We start from the raw sequence: 17,380 nt of genomic DNA on the forward strand, positions 1-17,380 counted from the left end.
CTGTCTTTTTGTTATTCATTAATTCACTGTACGCAGTTGTGCAATCCGTTCTTTTACAACGACTTGTTTTTCTAAATAATCTTTCTCTTTTGCTTTTTCAGCAGCGACAACATCATCTGGTGCGTTTGAAACAAAGCGTTCATTGGCTAATTTGCCTTGCACGCGTTTGACTTCCTGATTCCATTTCTCTAATTCTTTCTCTAAACGAGCTATTTCTTCTTCTATGTTGATCAAACCTGCTAATGGCAAGTATAGCTCTGCTCCTGTTAGAACCGCTGACATCGCTAACTCTGGTGCGGTAATATCACTTGCGATCGTCAACTCTTCTGGATTACAGAAACGTTCGATATAATTTGTATTTTCGATCAAGAATTTGTCTACCGCTTCATCACTTGTTTTGATCAATAATGTGATAGGTTTAGATAATGGTGTATTCACTTCTGCACGAATATTACGCACTGCACGAATCACTTCTTTTAAGACTTCCATCCCACGAGCGGCTGTTTCATCTGAAAATTCTTCGTGGACAACTGGGTAATCCGCAACGACAAGAGATACACCTTCATGTGGAATGTTTTCCCAGATTTCCTCTGTCACAAACGGCATGATTGGATGTAATAGACGTAAAATTTGGTCTAATGTATACACTAAAATGCTGCGTGTTGTTTGTTTTGCAGATTCATTTTCTCCGTAAAGAATTTCTTTACTCATTTCGATATACCAGTCACAGAAATCATCCCAGATGAAATTGTATAACTGACGACCCGCTTCACCAAATTCAAAACGGTCAAATAAATCAGTAACGCGTGCAACGGTTTCGTTTAGACGCGTTAAAATCCAACGATCTGCTACAGTTTTCTCACCACTAAAGTCGATCTCTTCATAAGTCATTCCTTCAACATTCATGATCACAAAACGACTAGCATTCCAGATTTTATTGATAAAGTTCCAAGAGGCATCCATTTTTTCATAGCTGAAACGCATATCTTGCCCTGGTGTTGAGCCATTTGACATAAACCAGCGCAACGCATCTGCCCCATATTTATCGATGACTTCCATTGGATCGATCCCGTTACCTAGTGATTTACTCATTTTACGTCCGTCTTCTGCTCTGATCAAACCATGCATCAAAACATTTTTAAACGGCGCTTTTTCAGTAAATTCCAGGCTTTGGAACATCATACGGCTAACCCAGAAGAAGATGATATCGTAACCTGTCACTAATGTACTTGTTGGGAAATAACGTTGATAATCAGCTGCTTCCTCATCAGGCCAACCCATTGTTGAAAACGGCCATAAAGCAGAACTAAACCAAGTATCTAATACATCTGAATCTTGGGTCCAATTTTCTACATCAGCTGGTGCTTCCATACCAACGTACATTTCGCCCGTTTCTTTATGATACCAAGCAGGAATTTGATGTCCCCACCATAATTGACGTGAGATTACCCAATCATGAACATTTTCCATCCAACGTAAGAAGGTTTGGTTAAAGCGTGGTGGATAAAATTCTACTGCGTCATCGGTATCTTGGTTTTTGATGGCTTTTTCAGCAAGCGGGGCCATTTTAACAAACCATTGTGTGGATAAACGCGGTTCAACAACTACACCCGTACGTTCTGAATGTCCAACGCTATGATTCATTGTTTCAATTTTAATCAAGCGACCCATTTCTTTTAGATCAGAAACAATCAATTTACGTGCCGCAAAACGATCCATACCTGCATATTTTCCAGCTAAATCGTTCATAGAACCATCTTCATTCATGACATTTACGCGAGGTAAATCGTGACGGTTACCGACTTCAAAGTCATTGGGATCATGAGCTGGCGTGATTTTTACCACACCTGTTCCAAATTCCATATCCACGTATTCATCCGCAATGATCGGGATTTCTTTGTCCACTAAAGGTAATGTAACTGTTTTGCCAATCAACGCTTGGTAACGCTCATCGTCAGGATGAACCGCGATCGCTGTATCACCTAACATTGTTTCAGGACGAGTCGTTGCGATTTCCACAACTCCAGTACCATCAGTCAGTGGATAACTCATATGGTAAAATGCACCTTCGATATCTTTGTGGATAACTTCGATATCAGATAAAGCAGTTTTCGCTTTTGGGTCCCAGTTGATGATGTATTCGCCACGATAAATTAGATCTTTTTCGTATAAAGAGACAAAGACTTTGCGAACAGCTTCAGACAAGCCTTCATCTAAGGTGAAACGTTCCCGGCTATAATCTAACGAGAGACCCATTTTTGCCCATTGTTCACGGATATGAGAAGCATATTCCTCTTTCCAATCCCACACTTGCTCAACAAACTTTTCACGTCCTAAATCATAACGAGAAATATCTTGTTCAGCTAATTTCTCTTCCACTTTTGCTTGTGTTGCAATACCTGCATGATCCATTCCTGGCAACCACAATGTGTCAAAGCCTTGCATTCTTTTTTGGCGGATGATTATATCTTGTAATGTTGTATCCCAAGCATGACCCAAATGTAGTTTACCTGTAACATTTGGCGGTGGGATCACGATCGAATAAGGTTTTGCTTCTTTATTGCCGTTTGGTTTGAATAAATCTTGGTCTAGCCATTTTTGATAACGGCCTTGTTCTACTTCTGTTGGTTGGTATTTGGTTGGCAGATTTTTTTCTTCTGTCATACAAGTTCCTTCTTTCTGTTTTTAATTCAAATGAATGCTGAAGCGACACGACACTCTAAGGTGATAACGCTTCTTATCAGTCGCCTTGTACTGTTCAACAACAGATTGCGTCACAATCTGTGATGAACATGTAAAAAAGCCCTAAAATACTTTCGTATTTTAGGGCGTATAAACATTATACGTGGTACCACCTAAATTGTGTTTGGCAAATTCAAACACCACTTCATTCGTGAGGTAACGATCACTACTCGAATCATTCTACTGAATTCAAATCATTGACTCCCAAGCTACCTTCTTACTGGTTATGTGAAAATCTTCCACCAAATGATTTTCTCTCTAGAACGATGCCAGTAGTACTCCTCTTGTTCACAGTCTTTGATTTATTTTAACATTGAAGTTGAAGATAAGTCAATTTGAAAAAGTTTAATGAGCAGTTTTTGCTTGTTCTAACGCAGCAGCATAATCCGGCTCTTCCGCAATTTCTTGAGAAATTGCTTCATAAACAATCTTTCCATCTTTATCGATCACAAAAATGCCGCGAGCTAAACGACCCATTGCTGGAATAAATAACCCATATGCTTCACCAAAGGTTCCTTCAGTATCATGTAAAATTTCCATATCAACACCTTCAGCTGCACACCAATTGGCTTGCTCCTCTTTCGTGTTGTTTGATATCGTGATAAATTTTACACCAGCAACTTTTGCTGCTTCCTCATTGAAACGCTTTGTTTGCAATGAACAGATTCTAGTATCGATATCAGGTACAACGCTGATCAAAACCGGAGTACCTACGAAATCTGCTAGATTGACTACTTCATCGTTTAGATTTTTTAATGAAAAATCTGGCGCTTTGGTTCCTATCTCTGGTTGCATACCGATAATCTCTACTTCTTCGCCTTTTCTTGTTACTTTCATTCTTCTTTTCCTCCCCTAATTTAATAGCTGAGTAAATGGTTTAGCATCGACGAAAAATGGAAAATATGGCTGTGGTATTCTTTGACCTATTCCTATTTTATCTTTTTTCCGAGATGCTGGTTCACTAAGCTAGATATTTGAGCTACAAAAGCTCAGCAAGTTAAAATACTCTCTTTATTTAGTATAGAGGAAGGCGCGTCAGATGACAAAGTTCTTGCTTTTACAGCTTAGTTTTTGAAAACGTTTCATCAAAATAGATCAATGTCTGTAATTCCGTTGTTAAGTCAATGTATTGTACATTCACATCATGCGGAACTGTCACCCGATCAGGTGCAAAATTCAAAATCGCCGTAATTCCGGCAGCTACGATTTTATCGATTGCTTCTTGGGCAAATTGGCTAGGCACTGTAGAAATTGCAACTGTTACACCAGTGCGTTTGACTTCTTCTGCCAACTTTTCCATAGGCTGAATAGTAATGTCATCGATCGATAAGCCAACAAGTGCTTCTTCCGTATCAAACGCGCAAACAATATTCAAGTTTTCATTTCTGCGGAAATTATTTTTAACCAACGCCTTACCTAAATTGCCACAACCGATCAACGCAATTCGTTTTTCTTCTTGAGTGTTTAAGATATGGCTAAAGACTTCAATTAAATAAGGCACATCATATCCATATCCGCTGCGTCCCAATTCACCTAAGTGAGAAAAATCACGACGAATCGTTGCAGGAGGTACTTGAATGACATCGCTAAATTCTTTTGATTTGATTCGAGTCACACCAGAGTCTCCTAGCATTTTCAAATAACGTAAGTACAATGGCAAGCGCCTTGCGGTAGCCTTAGGCATTGCTTTTTCTTTATGTAATTCTTTCATTTTTCAACTCTCCTTGTTACTTATTTCACATATCTAGTTTAGCATGCTTCACGACTAGGAGCAACTTGTTTGTGAAAAATATAACTGATATTAGAAAAACCTAATAAAAAAAAAGAACAGATTCGATAGCGTTATCAAGTCTGTTCTTTCAACTTTTATAGGAAATCAGAAAATTCTTCGTTTTGTTCGCTCACTTCAGTTATTTCACTAACTTTCAAACCAGCCATTGATCGTATCATCAAACCTTCGATATCTAAACGTGCTTCATAGGCTTGGGCTTTATCTAGTTTTGGTCTCGTTTTTGGTTGAGGTGGAGCGAAAATTGTACAGCAATCTTCAAAAGGTTGAATTGCTAGTTCAAATGTATCGATCTTTTCAGCGATTTCAATGATTTCACCTTTGTCCATCGAAACAACTGGTCGAATGATCGGCGTTGTGGTTACTTCATTGATGGCTACCATACTTTGTAAGGTTTGCGATGCCACTTGTCCCAATGATTCACCATTGATGATCACTAAGCCCTTTCTTAATTCACGGATGGCATCTGTCAGACGCAACATCATTCGGCGCGTCACCGTCATAAGATAGCCTTCTGGCACCACTCGTTTGATTTCTTCTTGGATCTCAGTGAATGGAACTTCAATAAACTGGATACTGCCTGCATAAGGCGCGATTTTTGCAGCCAAATCCTTAGCTTTTTGTAAGGCTTGCTCGCTAGTATACGGTGGGCTGGCAAAGTGAACAGCTTCCACTTCTACTCCTCGTTTCATTGACAAATAGCCTGCTACAGGTGAATCGATTCCGCCTGAAAGCATCAACATACCACGACCACTAGTTCCAACAGGCAATCCTCCGGCACCACGGATCGTTTCATAGGAAAGATAGGCGCCTTCTTTGCGGATTTCTACACGAATTTCGATATCCGGCTTTTTCATTTGTACAGCTATTTCTGGAAAAACCTCAAATACAGCACCGCCAAGTTCTCTGTTCAATTCATTCGTATCTAATTCAAAGCTATGATCAGAACGTTTAGAAGTAATTTTAAACGTTTGTCCTGACTGATAAGCAGATTTGATGATTGTTTGAACCATTTCACGAATCGCCGGCATTGTTTTTTCTACACGAACACTTGGAGAAAAGCTTTGAATACCAAAAACCTTTTCTAACTTAGGTAAAATTTGAGTGCTATCCTCTCCATTTAGTAATAGATGCATCCGATCTCTATCAGCATGTATTTTGACAGCCGGAAAATCGCCAAGTACTCTTTTGACGTTTTGTGCTAATTGGGAAATAAATAATTTTCTATTTTTCCCTTTCGTTGAAAGCTCGCCGTAACGAACCATTATTTCAGTATAATTCACAATTTTTCAATCCTTTTCTATAAAGCTTGATTTTTTGAACTTCGTTTAGCAAGCCGTTCATTTCCCCGTTTAAAATTACCAGTGATTCTTGCAAGTATTGACTGCTGCTCTTTTTCACTTGCGCTTTGTAAATCTTCTGCTAGATTTTGAGCGTCTATTCCTTTGACGATCATTACTTGTTTCCCATGGTAAAAAACGAATAGCTTATGATCTTTGTTTACTTGCCATGAAAACACCTTATTTGTAACCAACTTATCCAATCCTACCATACATTTTCTCCATTATTTTTTGTCGACTACTTTTTAAACCTTAGCCATTTAATACCAAAAATTTTTTATACAATTGATTAAAAATAATCATAAACTGTTCTGCTTCTGCAATCGTGTTACTCTCATCTAAACTGACACGAATCGCCGATGTAGCTAATGTATCAGGAACTTTCATCGCATGAAGCGTACTACTTGCCATTTTCTTCCGACTAGAGCAAGCGCTTGTCGTTGATGTATAAATTTGTTTTTCTTCTAATGCGTGCACAAGTACTTCTCCCCTGATTCCTTTTAAGGCAAAACATAAAATATGCGGAGCAAAGTCTACGGTCTCTTTCGAAAAGACAGTCACATTCGGATATTCTTGTAAGGCCTCAATCAAATAGCGGCGAATAGTTGCCGTGTGTTCTGGCTTTTCTGCTTTTTTATCCGTAAACAAACGTAAGGCTTTAGCCATTGAAACGATTCCCGCAACATTTTCAGTGCTGCTTCTTTGATCACTTTCTTGTCCCCCACCATTTAGTAATGGTGCTAATTTTCGACCATGCTTCCAATAAATAAATCCTACACCTCTGGGCCCATGAAACTTATGAGCTGAAAAAGTCGCAAAATCTACTCTAGGTGTCAACCACTGTTCCAGACTCACTTTCCCAATCGCTTGAACAGCATCCACATGAAAATGAATCGTTGGATAAGCTGCTAAACAGTCACTGATTGCTTGGATCGGCTGAATCGAACCAATTTCATTATTTACAGCCATAACTGAAACAAGAATCGTGTCTTTACGAATCAATTTAGCTAATTCATCCACTTTCACAAAACCTCGCTCATCAACCGGGGCGATCGAAAGTTCAAAGCCATTTTCTGAAAGTTGTCTTGCAGTTTCATAGACAGCAGGATGTTCAATATTTGAAATAATTATATGGCGACCAAAGGATTTCTTTTCTAAAGCTGTTCCTTTTAAAACCCAATTATCCCCTTCTGTTCCTCCACTTGTAAAGTAAACCTCGTTTGACTTCACTTGGATCAAGTCAGCAATTTGCTTACGAGCTTGCTCCAATAAACGATTTGCTTGGTTCCCTAAGTCATGCAAACTAGAAGGATTCCCAATAATTCGTTGACTGACTTTTATATATGTATCTAATGCTTGGGGATAAATTGGTGTTGTTGCACTGTTATCGAAATAGATCATCTAAAAACCCTCTTCTTTTGAAATTCTTTCCTATTATATACTTTCTAATTTTGTAGTTCAACTAATCAAGCAAAATAAAAAGGTGAGACACTTGTCTCACCCTCAATAAGTTAAATCGCATCAAGATTATTAAAGTAAAAATCTTCGATTCTTCTAAACGCGCCTGGTTCCACTCGTTCAAGTGCTGTACCAATCTCATCTAGCGCATCTTGATATCTGTATTCTTTTGAGAATAGCTCTAAACTATTTTCCATCGCTACACGAATGGCTTCATGTGTATGACGGTAACGGTTCGCATATTGCATCATTTGTTCTGTTAATGCTGCTGAGTTGACCAAATCTTTGGTCTTTTTATCAAGTAATTCTAAATCTTCATTACAAAGATCTGACAATTTTTTGATTTCTTCCATATTGATTCGGATTCGATTTAAAGCTTTGCTTAATTCTTCAATACGATCAGTCGCTACAAAGAAAAATTCCAAGTAGTCAGCTGGCAATCCTGGTAAACGTTGTTTCTCAACATAACGTTTGATGTTGCGCAGTCGGAAATCATATTGATCCACTTTTTCTTGAGCGGCTTTTTCACCTTTACGTAAATCTTTCAATGAATCATCGATTTCAACTTGTTGATTTTCAATGTCATCTAAAATTTTATAACAATCTTTAAAGAATGCTTGAACTTCTGAAAAAGGAATCGTATGCTCTTTTAATTTTGGTTCGAAATCTTCATAACGACGAATCAGTTCTTCGATCTCAGTTTGGAATCCTCTTGAACGACCTAATTCATTATGATTCAACGTGTAGCTTTGAGAGGTATGATCAAGTTCGATCATCAACTGACGATTGTTTTTCAATGCGTGTGCAATATAGTCGCCGACAACTTTATGATTTGTCAGTACATATTTCTTAGCGTTGATTTCACGTTCCATGATTTCGTATAATGCATCGATTGCATTTGCAGTATCACGATTGGCCACTTCAACTGCATCGACTTCTGTCTTCTCAAGATCAACGGTTGAATTTTTCACACGTTTTTGAACGCGTCTTAGTTCATCTTCAAAATTCTTTTCTGGGAACACATAGTGGTCTGCTAAGAGACGTTTATAGCCTTCTTCGATTTCTTTTAACTGATCTGGGAAGGTTCTGTTCAATTCATCATAAAGCGGCGGAATGCGTTTCATCACATCGTCTAATTCATACGTGTGACGTTCAGCATTTTCTAATACTTCCCGTGCTTCGATCGGATCTCCCGATGTATTCAATGTGACAAACTGAGTAAATTCAATTTCAATATTTTTAATTTGTTTTTGTAATTCTGGATAGGCTGAACCAAATTCTGATTTTTCGTCATGAAGTAATTTGCTGATTTCTTCGTATACGTCTAAAGCCTTTTGAACCTCAAGTGAATTGCGTTCTTCACTTTCACGCAGTTCTTTTAAGCCATTTCGAATGATCTCAACTTCTGATTCCATCTCAGTCATTGTCTCATCGGCTTCAGCAACTGCTTTTTTCGCTTTCATAAAACGGAAGGTTTCATTTAAATTTTCGACTTCAAAAATCTGACTTTCTAACTCTGCAAAAGAACGAGTAGAAATCTCGGTCCAACGCTGATTCCATTCTCTAAACGTGTTCTGACTTTGCCCGACCATGTGCATCTTTTTGACATCATCGACCTCTTCAATCACGGGTAAGTCGAACAGTGCTTCTTTCCTCTTTTCCAGATCATCGAGTTTCATTTGATTTTTCTTTCTCATAAAATAACCAACTAAATACAAAACTGCTGCGATGATTATTATAGCTAAAACTACGATAATGATCAGATTATTCTTCATCCATGGTTCCTCCGTTTATTAGTCCATATATGATATGCAATTGCTGATAAATAACAAGAATGCCTTTATCTGCAACCACAATATTCTCTTATTTACTTAAATTCCCTTAAAAACACCTACAGAAAATTATATCACAAACCACTCAATCAAGCACTAACAATTTGTAATTTTTTAAGAAATGTTTTGACTTTGTAATATTGTAACAAATCATTGTCGATCAATAGTTAGTTTAACCGATTTCCTCTGTTTTTTGCAACTTTTTGCACACATCGCTCAAAGTATCAAGTTGAACCTCTGCTAATTGTTGATTCATTCCAAAACGAGCATCTTTCAAAGCCCAGACTGTAATACCTGCATCGTGGGCTGAACGGATCCCTTTTTCAGAGTCTTCTATTGCTAAGCATTGCTTAGGCGTAAGTCCTAATTCTTGGACTGTATAAGTATAAATTTCTGGCGCTGGCTTGCTTTTTTTAAATTGTGTACCACTTATGACTGCATCAAAATAACTCGTTAATTGCCCTACTTTTAATACTTCTTGGATCATATCCATGGTCGATGATGAAGCCAAACCGATTTTAGCTCCTTTTCTTTTAAGAAACTGCAGGACTCGTTTTGCATCTGGGTCGATCAATTCACTGTAATCAATCGGATGCTCGTTCTTATATTGAAGATATTTTTCATTTAAGAACGCTTCATCATAGGTCGTATCATTCACTTTAAGTATCAATTCCCACAAGCTACGCATATCAGCTCCGATAAATAATGGGATTGGAATCTGTTCAATCGATAAATCATATTCTTTTAAAAATGCTTTTCTGCGTTGATAATAGAACTCTTCACTATCGACCAACACGCCGTCCATATCAAAAATGATTCCTTCGTATCTTTGGGTCATTTTGGTACTCCTTTTTTTGACTATTCTTATTCAGCTCTACCAGTCTAACAAAAGTTTGAAAAAAAATGAAGAAATTTGTTGAAAAATACCTGAAAAGTAGAAACAATTGTCATTTTTGCAGTTGCTTTTCCGCGCATATTTCGGTATTCTTTTACTATTATAATGAAAAATCAATTAAAATTAGGAGTGAAAAAAGTGAAAGTCATAAAATTCGGCGGCAGTTCGCTGGCATCCGCTACACAATTAGAAAAAGTTTTACAAATCGTAAAAGAAGACACTTCACGAAAGTTTGTGGTTGTTTCAGCTCCTGGTAAGCGTTCTTCAGAAGATATTAAGGTAACCGATTTACTGATCGCTTACTATAATGCTTATTTAAATAATGAAAATACAACTGATATCATTGGAAAAATCGTGCATCGCTATGAAGCGATTTTGGATGAGCTTGGTCTAACAAAAGAAATTTTGACTGATATCCAACAAGCCATTCAACACCTATCTACCTTATCTAAGGATGATAATCCGCACCTCTTTGATGCTTTTTTAGCCAGTGGTGAGGATAATAATGCGAAATTGGTCGCGGCATTTTTCCAACAACGAGGGTTGAATGCACGTTATACTAATCCAAAGGATCTTGGTATCATTGTGTCAGATGAACCTGGAAATGCACGGATCTTGCCGTCTTCCGCCCATAAAATCAATCAATTTAAAGCAACAGAAGAAATTTTAGTCATTCCAGGCTTTTTTGGTTTTACGGAAACAGGAGATATTTGTACGTTTTCCAGAGGCGGATCAGATATCACAGGGTCGATTGTTGCAGCTGGTGTGAAAGCTGATATTTATGAGAACTTTACAGATGTCAATGGTATTTTTGTCGCTCATCCTGGAATCATTCATGAACCAAGGACAATTAAAGAACTGACCTATCGGGAAATGCGGGAATTAGCTTATGCCGGATTTGCTGTATTACATGATGAAGCCTTGATGCCTGCTTATCGAGCGAACATTCCAGTAGTTATTAAAAATACGAATAACCCTGAACATCCAGGTACCTTGATTACAACTTCAAGAACGGTTAAACATGATCCAGTTGTCGGAATCGCTAGTGATCAAGGCTTTGCCAGTATCTATATTAGTAAGTATCTAATGAATAGAGAGTTAGGATTCGGTCGCCGTCTACTTCAGATTTTGGAAGAATTAGGTCTGAGTTATGAACATATGCCTTCTGGGATCGATGATATTTCGATCATTTTAAGAGAACGCCAATTAACGATCGACATCGAAGAAGAATTGATGAAACGGTTAGAACTTGAACTTGAACCTGATGAACTGCGGATCACCCATGGTTTATCTATGTTGATGGTGGTTGGTGAAGGGATGCGTCAACGCATCGGGGTCATGGCTGATAGTACTGCGGCTTTAGCTTTCAATAAGATCAACTTAGAAATGATCAACCAAGGTTCTTCTGAGGTCAGTATAATGTTTGGCATTCAAGAAGATCAGGAAGAAAAAGCGATCCAAGCCTTATATAAAACGTTTTTTGACGAATAATCAACAATATGAAACACAGAAGACCCTCATTTGGTGTTTTTCTGTGTTTTTTTAAAGAAAGCATTCTCATCCCGAAAAGACTGGGGTACAATAAAAACAAGTTGCTAAATAAGAAAAGGTGGGGAACAATGTGATCGAATTGGCAGGAGTTAGTAAAAACTATGGCACCAAGCAAGCGTTGAAGGAACTAAATCTAACAATCAAACAAGGCGAAATTTTTGGATTTCTTGGGCACAATGGTGCTGGTAAATCAACAACGATCAAAAGTTTGGTAAGTATCATCCAACCATCCAGTGGTTCTATTAAAGTTGATGGTTTGGAGTTAGCAGAAAATCGACAAGCAATCAAGCAGAAAATTGCTTATGTTCCTGACACGCCTGATATCTTTTTACAATTAACAGCAGGCGAATATTGGGATTTGATTAGTGCCGCTTATGAACTTGACGAGACGCAAAAGCAGAACCGCTTGAACGAATTGGCTACTTTATTCGACATGTTAAGTCATCAAGATGAAACGTTAGCTAGTTTTTCTCACGGTATGCGGCAAAAAACGATTATCATCGGTGCGTTATTGCCCGATCCTGATATTTGGATTTTGGATGAACCGCTGCAAGGTTTAGATCCTCAGGCGGCGTTTGATTTGAAACAAATGATGAAAGCCCATGCTGCGAAAGGGAAAACGGTTATTTTTTCAACGCACGCCTTAGATACAGCACAACAATTATGTGATCAGTTGGCTATTCTTAAGAAAGGTGAACTCATTTACAATGGTTCTGTCGATGATTTATTAGCACAATCACCTAATGAATCTTTAGAGGGCATTTATTTGAAGATGGCTGGCCGTCAATCAGATACTGAATTAATAGAACGTATTGAAGGTGATATAAATGAATAAACCGCAATTGCTTGAATTAACACGAGTCAACTTACGCTACGCTAATCCTCAAATAACGGATCGAGCTCGAAAAAAGGGGAAAAGTGGAAAAGCCTTGACGCGTGCCTTGATCAATCAATATTTGCTTTCTGGTGTTTTATTTTTATTTATTTACGGCGTAACGATGTTTCTGATCGATTTTAGCCAGATGCCGGGCTTCTTCACTTATTATGTAGCCTTGTTTAGTATCTTAGCTTTTTCACAAGGCATTTCAGTTATTTATAATGTTTTTTTTGAAAGTCAGGACTTACCGGCCTATTTACCACTGCCCTTTAAACAGAGTATGATTTTTACAGCAAAGATCTTGGTTGTTGCTTTAACTGTCACGCCTTTTGTTTTTCCGATGCTAGTCGTCTTCTTACTGACTGGCTGGCGAGCAGGGATTTTCTTGCCAGTGACTATTGTTTTGGCGATTTTGCTTTTTTTATTGGTTTTAGCGACAGTTTTTGCAATTTGCTGTTTGATCGTGTTTGGCTTAACTCGAACGAAATTTTTCAAAGAGCATAAAAAAGTTGTGACTAGCTTGTTGTTGGGGATTTCGATGACGATTGCGATCGTGGGAATTATTTTTATGAATGGGCAAAGTTCTTATTCTGAAACTGGTCAAATGGATCGTCAGCCAATTGCCATTTTATTGCCACTATTTCAGATTGTATCTAACCCATTTTCGACATCAGGGCTGCTCAGTTTAGCAGGATTGATCGCTATATTGTTATTATTGTTGTTGGCCATCAAAGGATTGATTTTACCAAAACTCTATGAACAACTGACTGACGTGTCCACTGCCAAAGGTGCTCACCGTCGAACACATAAAGTAAATCAAAGCTTAAACCAACTACTGATAGGTTATAATACCCAGTTATTGAAAGAACCCAACCTAATTATGCAAGTATTATCAAATTCTTTATTGATGCCAATGATCTTTATCTTTACATTTGCGTTTGGCGGCTCACTGAATTTAAGCCATTTAGAGGTACGTTTTATTGGGGTCGTTTTTTTAGCTGGAATTGCCTTGGCTTGGATGACGATCAATCAGACATCTTTTATTAGTAATCTGATTTCTCTTGATCAAGAAAATTTTCATTTTATCCGCTCTTTACCTATTTCAATGACTCGCTATATGCAGAAAAAATTTTTAGTTGGGCTGGTTGTACAGCTCATTTTAACGGGTGGAGTTGCGTTGATTGCTAGTCTTCTCTTTCAGCTACCGATTATTTTTGGGATTAGTTTAGTAACTGGTTCCTTATTAGGTAGTTATCTGCTTTGTCTGCGTTTTTTTGCAAGAGATCATCGATTTATCTTATTGGAATGGACAAGTATCAGTCAATTGTTTAATCGCGGATCTGGAAGTACAGGGTTAGTTTTGACAATGTTCGGATCGATTCTTGGTAGTTTAATTGTTCTAACACTTTATGGCTTTGCTGCTGTGTATCTACCATTTTGGCCGTTAAATATAGGCGTTTTAATGCTTATCGTCCTTGTGACTATTCTGTGGATCCGTCACTATCAAAAAAACTTTTGGGCACGTTTTGATTAATATATATAAATAAAACGAGCCCGGGACAAAACTAATTTTTAGTTTTATCCCGGGCTCTAAAACCGAATAAACGGCGAGAAAAAAGCAGCTCCTTCGGAAATAAGCTGGAATTGCTATGAAACACAGCGAAGCATGAGCTGATGTAAAACAGTACCTACTTGGTCACAAAAATTTGAAGAGCACCAAGTAGGTACCAATCATCATCAGTTCGTAAAATCACTGTGATTCTTGGCAATTTTCGTACATTCCCTCTTATTGCTGTAAAACACAACGAGGTACGAGTTGATGTTGCACAGTACCTACTTGGTTCTCGGAGCTAAACACTTTTGTCTCGGCCTCATTTTTTTATACTAAAATGTACCAGTTAGCACGTGTATAAAATGGTATCATAAGAGTAACGTATCGACTAAAAAATAAAATTATATTTCAGGAGGCTCATAATATGGAGACATGCGACCAAAACAATTTAAAAAACTGGGTAAAGGAATTTCTAACGGATCAAAATTGTTTCAAAACGTATGATCACTGTATTTCAGTAGGAGACTACGCTTATGAGTTAGGTAAGGATTATTTGGATGAGCCGGATAAAGCTCGAATTGCAGGCTATTTGCATGATATTTCAGCAATTTATCCAAACGATCAAAGAATCGATGTAGCTAAGAGGATGGGAATCGATTTATATAAAGAAGAAATAGCACTCCCGATGATCATTCACCAAAAAATATCGAAGGCGATAGCCTTAAATGAATTCAAGGTGACTGATCCGGCGATTCTGTCGGCTATCGAATGTCATACCACTTTAAAAGGGGACTATTCTGATTTAGATTTAGTTGTCTTTATAGCAGATAAAATAAAATGGGATCAAGAAGGAAAACCGCCTTATATTGCAGGTCTGATGGCCGCTTTGGATAATTCGTTAGAAGAGGCCGCTTATTATTATATTGAGTATTTATTAAATCATGATATTCAGGTGATCCATCCGTGGTTGAATGAAGCGCATGTGAAATTGAAAAAGCAGTTAACCGCTGTTTAGCTTTTATTTTTAGAAAAATATAACGAAAAAACCAACTTGGCTCTCTTTTGTTAAAAGAGGCAAGTTGGTTTTTATATAATTACGATAGTTTCAATTTGCTTTACAATAAATCAGCATCTTTCAAAATATCTCCAATGTAGGTATCTTTCGTTTTCTCAACAAATTTCTCAACGATTTTACGTTCTACAAAAGGTAATTCCATTTCAGTCAGCTTCTTCTTATCAGATAAATAATAAACAGAATTAGCTAATGTCCGTAAGTCATAAGCGGAAGCAAAGACCTCTGGCACACCACGTTCAACATCCAATAACTGATAAACAGCTTCCATGGCCGTTCGAACAGAATATTCAGTCGTGAATACTGTGTCTCGTTCTGTTTCAGCGAAGTTACCGATAAAGGCTAAGTTTTTAGAACCTGCCGGAATCACTAATGGACGGTCTCCAGGTTCACGTAACATGAAGTAAGAGGTGATAAATGGCATATAAACTGGAATCGCTGTACATGAGTTTTCGGCGAATTTAGAGATATCTTCTTCAGGAACACCTAAGTGATACATCAATTCTTGAGCAATCTCTGAACCTGAACATTGTTCGATTGGTTTTTTGATGTAATTTCCTGGAGTATTTGATAATAAGCCGTATACCCAAGTGATTGATTGTTGTTCATTTTGTTCTTTAAAATGAGGTTGACGGTGCATCGCAAAACTCATCAACCAGTTTGAGTCTTTGATCGTGATGATCCCACCAGTTACGATTTTCCCTGTTCTTAATTTACGATGCGTCAATCTGGAAATATAAGGCTCGATATCAAAATTTTCCCATGTTACAGTAGCGGAAACAAACCAACTTTCTTCTGGTAAGTTCTCGCAAAAAACATCAGGATTACCAAATTCGGGTGATTGTTTTGCTAAGTTCTTCCAAAGGTTCCAGCTACCGCCTAAATCATGTGTGATCGGTGCGGGTGTTTGATGGTCGCCTTCAGTTGAGCTTTCAGTGATCGAGCCATTTGTGACAAAGACTAGATCATTTTCTGTTAAATGAATTTCCTCCGTTTTCCCTGCTCTTGTTAATAAAATACTTTTAGCCACTTTTGTTTCCTCAGTGATATCGACTTTGATATCATTGATTTTTGTTTCATATTGGAAGTCTACGCCATTATCTTTTAAAAAGCTCAACAATGGTTTAACTAAAGATTCAAATTGATTATAGCGTGTAAATTTCAATGCAGTAAAATCTGGTAACCCTTTGATATGATGGATAAAACGCATGACGTAGCGTCTCATTTCAATAGCTGAATGCCATTTTTCAAAAGCGAACATCGTGCACCAATATAACCAAAAATTAGATTCAAAGAATTCTTCAGTGAAAACATCTTCGATTCGTTTACCAATCAATTTATCTTCTGACGTCATAAATAAATCGACGAGTTCTTTTTGGGCCTTTTTAGATAACGTAAATTCACCATCATCTGAGGCACGTTCTCCTCGATTATAAATGATGCGACAGTTTGAAGAGTTAGGATCGTCATGATCCAGCCAGTAAAATTCATCTAAGACTGAGGCATCTTCGACTTCTAGTGAAGGCACCGAACGAAACAGGTCCCATAAACATTCAAAATGATTTTCCATTTCGCGTCCACCGCGTGTAACAAAACCATCATGGGGAATGAATTTTCCATCCAAAGAGCCACCTGATAAAGATAATTCTTCAAAAATATGGATATGTTCACCTTTCATGTGTCCGTCACGAATCAAAAAGACTGCTGCTGCTAAACCGGCTAAGCCTGCGCCTACGATATAAGCGTTTTTCTCATCCACGCCAACGGGTTTTCTGCTTCTTGCAAATGCTTCATAGTTTCCACTTACGTACTTCATAAAGATCCCTCCTGATTTTTGATCTGTTACAAGGTCATTGTAACAAGAGGAGGTATGGCAAACAAAAGATAGCCTTTTAAAATTAGACAGTTGAGCGTTTTTGTATGGATAATGGATAGGAGTGGAAATGAAAAAGCCCTTTAGCTACGTTAAGAGCTAAAGAGCTTGATCTATTTATACAGGTGAAATAGTGACCGTATTTTCTGCTGCTGTGCAACTTGAATCATCAAGGATTTTTGAACCAAGCTCCTGCATGATTTTCAACGCTTCTAGTAACTCTAATCCAGAATCACTTAAACAATATTCGACTTTTAAAGGGTAGCCTAGATGACTGTTTTTTATCACTAGGCCGCAGTCAGTTAGCTCTGAAAGTTGTTGTAACGGCATTTTTTCAGTGATATTTTCGATATCTTTGTGGAGTTTGGATAAACGAGTAGGACCTAATCTTAATATCAT

At 37.8% G+C, this 17,380-nt stretch carries 14 protein-coding genes and 1 other annotated feature; of the genes, 4 read left to right on the forward strand and 10 right to left on the reverse strand.

Annotated features, from left to right (window positions below; translation table 11 throughout):
• Positions 1-18: 18 nt before the first annotated feature.
• From V192_RS0110675 to V192_RS0110715, 8 genes are all read right to left on the reverse strand, one after another.
• Entirely contained in the window at positions 19-2,664 is a 2,646-nt protein-coding gene (locus V192_RS0110675) for a valine--tRNA ligase (RefSeq protein WP_025871578.1), read from the reverse strand.
• A 157-nt stretch (positions 2,665-2,821) separates the two neighbouring features.
• Positions 2,822-3,043 (reverse strand) — a binding site (T-box leader).
• 44 nt (positions 3,044-3,087) lie between these two features.
• Positions 3,088-3,579, reverse strand: coding sequence for a thiol peroxidase (tpx, locus tag V192_RS0110680; RefSeq protein ID WP_025871580.1), 492 nt, complete (start codon positions 3,577-3,579; stop codon positions 3,088-3,090).
• Between the two features lie 220 nt (positions 3,580-3,799).
• Complete coding sequence (locus V192_RS0110685) at positions 3,800-4,453, reverse strand: redox-sensing transcriptional repressor Rex (RefSeq protein ID WP_025871582.1); 654 nt, start codon at positions 4,451-4,453, stop codon at positions 3,800-3,802.
• A 155-nt stretch (positions 4,454-4,608) separates the two neighbouring features.
• Complete coding sequence (thiI, locus tag V192_RS0110690) at positions 4,609-5,814, reverse strand: tRNA uracil 4-sulfurtransferase ThiI (RefSeq protein WP_035011276.1); 1,206 nt, start codon at positions 5,812-5,814, stop codon at positions 4,609-4,611.
• A 17-nt stretch (positions 5,815-5,831) separates the two neighbouring features.
• Positions 5,832-6,083, reverse strand: a complete 252-nt coding sequence (locus V192_RS0110695) for a hypothetical protein (protein ID WP_025871586.1) — start codon at positions 6,081-6,083, stop codon at positions 5,832-5,834.
• Positions 6,084-6,123: 40 nt separating this feature from the next.
• Complete coding sequence (locus V192_RS0110700; protein ID WP_025871588.1) at positions 6,124-7,272, reverse strand: cysteine desulfurase family protein; 1,149 nt, start codon at positions 7,270-7,272, stop codon at positions 6,124-6,126.
• Between the two features lie 110 nt (positions 7,273-7,382).
• Positions 7,383-9,104, reverse strand: a complete 1,722-nt coding sequence (gene ezrA, locus V192_RS0110705) for a septation ring formation regulator EzrA (RefSeq protein WP_025871590.1) — start codon at positions 9,102-9,104, stop codon at positions 7,383-7,385.
• Between the two features lie 229 nt (positions 9,105-9,333).
• The gene (locus V192_RS0110715; RefSeq protein WP_025871592.1) at positions 9,334-9,999 is read right to left on the reverse strand and encodes an HAD family hydrolase; all 666 of its coding nucleotides are present in this window, start codon (positions 9,997-9,999) and stop codon (positions 9,334-9,336) included.
• A 195-nt stretch (positions 10,000-10,194) separates the two neighbouring features.
• Between V192_RS0110715 and V192_RS0110720 the strand changes: the two genes are divergently transcribed.
• The 4 genes from V192_RS0110720 to yqeK all read left to right on the forward strand — a co-directional run bounded on the left by V192_RS0110720 (position 10,195) and on the right by yqeK (position 15,051).
• Positions 10,195-11,547 (forward strand): aspartate kinase, encoded by a 1,353-nt coding sequence (locus V192_RS0110720; RefSeq protein WP_025871595.1) that lies wholly within the window; start codon positions 10,195-10,197, stop codon positions 11,545-11,547.
• Between the two features lie 130 nt (positions 11,548-11,677).
• Positions 11,678-12,442 (forward strand): ABC transporter ATP-binding protein, encoded by a 765-nt coding sequence (locus V192_RS0110725; protein WP_025871597.1) that lies wholly within the window; start codon positions 11,678-11,680, stop codon positions 12,440-12,442.
• Complete coding sequence (locus V192_RS0110730) at positions 12,435-14,018, forward strand: hypothetical protein (protein ID WP_025871599.1); 1,584 nt, start codon at positions 12,435-12,437, stop codon at positions 14,016-14,018. Before V192_RS0110725 ends, V192_RS0110730 begins: the two co-directional genes overlap by 8 nt.
• Before the next feature lie 442 nt (positions 14,019-14,460).
• Positions 14,461-15,051: a bis(5'-nucleosyl)-tetraphosphatase (symmetrical) YqeK gene (gene yqeK / locus V192_RS0110735; protein ID WP_025871601.1), complete on the forward strand. Its 591-nt coding sequence runs from the start codon at positions 14,461-14,463 to the stop codon at positions 15,049-15,051.
• Positions 15,052-15,151: 100 nt separating this feature from the next.
• Here the strand turns inward: yqeK and V192_RS0110740 are convergent, their stop codons facing one another.
• On the reverse strand, positions 15,152-16,924 hold the full coding sequence (locus V192_RS0110740) for an oleate hydratase (RefSeq protein ID WP_025871603.1): 1,773 nt from the start codon (positions 16,922-16,924) through the stop codon (positions 15,152-15,154).
• A 174-nt stretch (positions 16,925-17,098) separates the two neighbouring features.
• Complete coding sequence (locus V192_RS19940) at positions 17,099-17,380, reverse strand: winged helix-turn-helix transcriptional regulator (protein ID WP_082266012.1); 282 nt, start codon at positions 17,378-17,380, stop codon at positions 17,099-17,101.

Source organism: Enterococcus crotali (genome assembly GCF_000633635.1).
Taxonomy (GTDB): Bacteria; Bacillota; Bacilli; order Lactobacillales; family Enterococcaceae; genus Enterococcus_L; species Enterococcus_L crotali.